We start from the raw sequence: 3,495 nt of genomic DNA on the forward strand, positions 1-3,495 counted from the left end.
TTTGAATGCCTGCATAACATCAGGAAGCGTGGGAAAGCGGCTCTATCCGGCCTTCTGGAGGTGTTGTTTGGATAACTCCCCGGAATCCATTAAGAGCCTATTTTAAACTTGCTATCATTGCCAATGATATTTATGGCTCCTACGATGTAGCGCTTCACTGCTTAAACCATTGTCCTTCATTACCAGGTATAACTGAAAAATACAAGCATTATTTCAAGGAGACTATTTCCAGTGTCATTGTATAGTTTTCTTTTTTCAAGTGCTATTTCATTGCTAGCATTTAGAAGCTTTAATATTGTTTTAATCTGGTCTGTGGTTAGTGAAAATAATAGCAGCGTAACTCTTGGCGCTATTATAGCCATTATGTGGTTGTTTAACCTTATTTCATTACCCGTTGCAGGTGAATTGCTAGACAGCAAAGACAAAAAAAATATTTTAATAAAAAATGCGATCTTACCTATAATAGCCATCATTTTCTTTTATATCAACACAACTCAACTTGATAATAATATTGTTATTTCCGCATTATGCGCATCATTGCTTGCAGCCTGTAACTCGGTAACGTCCAGCTCGATAAACAGCATGATACCATTTATCGCTGATAAAAAGAGTTATACAAAATCTATAGGAATGGCTACAACATTTAACTCATTTCAGATGATTATTGGTGCAATTCTAGGAGGTGCTTTTATTGCTCTTCTGGGCGTTCATGGCGCTATACTTACGGTCGCCTCATTTTACTTGATTGCTTTTATTTTTATTAACACCGTTACTATAAGAGGAACAGTATCTGAAAATCAAGATGATAATAAAGAGGCTCTTTTTCAGAGAATGCTGGTTGGCTTTAAGGTACTATCAAAATTACCCAATGAAAAGCATATATGTTATACAGCAATGATCACTAATTTTGTAGTGACGCCACTACTTACCGTGGTTATCCCTTTTTATGTCGTTGAAAAACTCAATGCCGGGGCTAATACATTAGCAATGTTTGAATCTGCATTTGCAGCCGGAATGTTAATAGGAGCAACGTTATCATTAAAAATTCAGTTCAATGTATTTAGCAGATTACTACCCGTTATTATTGGAAATATTTTAATTGGTTCAGGTATATTGTGTTTTGTCATTTTTGAATCAACATATTTAAAAATACTCTCTTTAGCTCTATCTGGATTTGGCCTTTCAGCTAAAGGTATTGCCTGTAATAGTATAAGGGCATTTGCAGTACCCGACAAATTTAGAGCCAGACTTGAGGGCGCAATTTTCTTTTTATGTATACTAACAATTCCCTTGGGTAGCCAGCTGTTTGGCTACTTACTATCCGCTCCACAGGCGGTAAGTATTAATACAGTTATTATGATAATGGGCGGTATCATAATACTTACATCCATTGTATTTATAACCTCCAGAGAGGTTCAATCTACACTTAAAAAGACAAATGGAGATCTGGAAGATTTGTACACCAAGAAATACCCAGAAGCATTTAGCAGGTAGCTTTTATATGAATATAGAATGTATTAATTGGGCAGAACCAAACAATGAAAACATCGACAACCTTATAAAGATTAACCTTAATGAGCTTATTGAAAGTTATGACTACCTTTCTTCAGTATGTAGTTATAAAAAATTCCCTGTTGGCGAAACACTTAACAACTCCATTGATAAAATAGTTAGAAATAAACCATTATTTTTCGTATCTCACTCCGCTTTACTTTCAGCGATAGAAAATGATAATCAAAAAAAATGTCACTGTGTGCTGGATGATATTTTCGACACTCTTTTACATTTAAAAAAAGAAGAAATAGAAATTTCTGTTTCCCGATTTGGTAGGAAATATATTTCCAGCGTTGAAGACACCTTTCTTTCGGTAATGGAAAGAGATCACCTGGAAACTTATGGTGGCGTGTATGGAGGAAAAAGATCTTCTGTGATAACGCCGGACGTAGAAAAGTCATACAGAACTACTCTAGAATTATCTCGTTTTTTAAAAAAACTGAAGCACATAGATATTTCTCATTTTGATGAAATATCAATACTTATTGATAATATTATCCTAGTGGAATCAAATGGCGTTAACGCCAGTTCCTACTTAAACATACTGGGTATGTTTTTTTTAAGGGTTTTTGAGAAGAAAAATGAAAATTGGTCAAGACTGGCTGAACACGTTGTGCATGAATCAGCTCATAATTTACTCTACCACATATGGTATCAAAAACCTGTGATAACCGATGATGAAGGAAAATATTATACTCCTTTTCGCCTTGATTACAGACCTTTAAGTGGTGTCTATCATGCAATGTTTGTCTTGGCTAGAACTATATATGCTTTTAATAACCTAATTGAGAATAGTTTTTTAAATAAAGATGATGTAAAAAGTCATTATAACGAGTCCAATAATAGCACACCCTTTAAGGAAAAATTTTATCAAACTGTTCGTGTATTAAGAGAATCAGGTAAACTCACCCTATTTGGAGAAAAACTCGTTTCCGACTGTGAAAATCTTGTTAACGCATGCAATAGCAACATTTAACTAAAATAACCAGGAGTAACTAATGAACGAGAGTGAATCTACATCTTATGAAGAAAACAAAGGTTTTAATGTTGATTTATTGTTAAAATACAGGCAAGTTTTTCTTTTTGGTGAGATTGACCAGACGCAAGCTGAAAAGCTTTGCAAAAAGCTGACTTATTTAGACCAGGAATCCCATAAACCCATCAAACTTTTTATTAATTCACAGGGTGGTCATGTGGAGGCTGGAGACTCAATCCATGACTTTATCAAATTTGTCCATGCTCCAATAATAACCATAGGATCTGGTTATGTAGCCAGTGCAGGTACACATATTTACCTTGCTGCAAAAAAAGAAAATCGTTTTTCTCTTCCTAATACACGATTTATGATTCATCAACCTTCTGGTGGCGGCCAGGGACGAGCATCAGATTTGAAAATTCAAATGGAACAAATTATTGAGATGAAGGAGAGAATTATAAAAATCACAGCGGAAGCTACTGGACAACCGATAGAAAGAGTCAGGAAAGATATTGACAGAGATTACTGGCTTACAGCGCAAGAAGCCCTGGATTATGGCATAGTCGGTAAGATTATAACCTCAAGAGCATCTTTGTGTGAGTAACAGGATCGCTATCAGTTCCCGAAAGATACTCCAGAACCAGTCTTTTTAGCCAGCTCACGCGCTGCTTCAAAAACCTCAGACTGTTGTCCGACCAGTCACACTAGGAGCCTGTCGGACTTAAGCTTTCGAGCATCAAATTCAGTAGAGCGAGTCAGATTTTTCGATGGATTTGTGCGAATAGTTGATCTATATAAGCAAATTCATCGGAAAATATGGCGGCTATTTCTGGATTTCAGGCCGAAATTGCCTTAAGAGGGACGGTCGGCAAATGGGGGTAAATTCTCCACATCGGTTCTGTACCCCTTGGTATTTCTGGGTTTGTTGAGCAGTTTTGTTTTTAAAAAACTGTCGTGTACCAGAA

The 3,495-nt window shown here is 36.1% G+C and carries 3 protein-coding genes; all 3 read left to right on the forward strand.

Annotation, left to right across the window (positions count from 1 at the left end):
- Positions 1-231: 231 nt before the first annotated feature.
- Genes V4C51_RS17380 through V4C51_RS17390 form a run of 3 tightly spaced genes read left to right on the forward strand, consistent with a single transcriptional unit; the run spans position 232 to position 3,134 of the window.
- Entirely contained in the window at positions 232-1,494 is a 1,263-nt protein-coding gene (locus tag V4C51_RS17380; protein WP_330927438.1) for an MFS transporter, read from the forward strand.
- A 7-nt stretch (positions 1,495-1,501) separates the two neighbouring features.
- A complete protein-coding gene (locus V4C51_RS17385; protein ID WP_330927439.1) occupies positions 1,502-2,530 on the forward strand; it encodes an aKG-HExxH-type peptide beta-hydroxylase in 1,029 nt (342 codons plus the stop codon).
- Positions 2,531-2,552: 22 nt separating this feature from the next.
- On the forward strand, positions 2,553-3,134 hold the full coding sequence (locus tag V4C51_RS17390; protein ID WP_330927440.1) for an ATP-dependent Clp protease proteolytic subunit: 582 nt from the start codon (positions 2,553-2,555) through the stop codon (positions 3,132-3,134).
- Positions 3,135-3,495: the final 361 nt, after the last annotated feature.

Origin of the sequence: Candidatus Sororendozoicomonas aggregata, assembly GCF_031528575.1 — a bacterium.
Classification (GTDB): Bacteria; Pseudomonadota; Gammaproteobacteria; order Pseudomonadales; family Endozoicomonadaceae; genus Endonucleibacter; species Endonucleibacter aggregata.

Coding starts and splice junctions, on each gene's coding strand:
- V4C51_RS17385 (WP_330927439.1), top strand. CDS start 1,502: ATGAATATAGAATGTATTAATTGGGCAGAACCAAACAATGAAAACATC.
- V4C51_RS17390 (WP_330927440.1), top strand. CDS start 2,553: ATGAACGAGAGTGAATCTACATCTTATGAAGAAAACAAAGGTTTTAAT.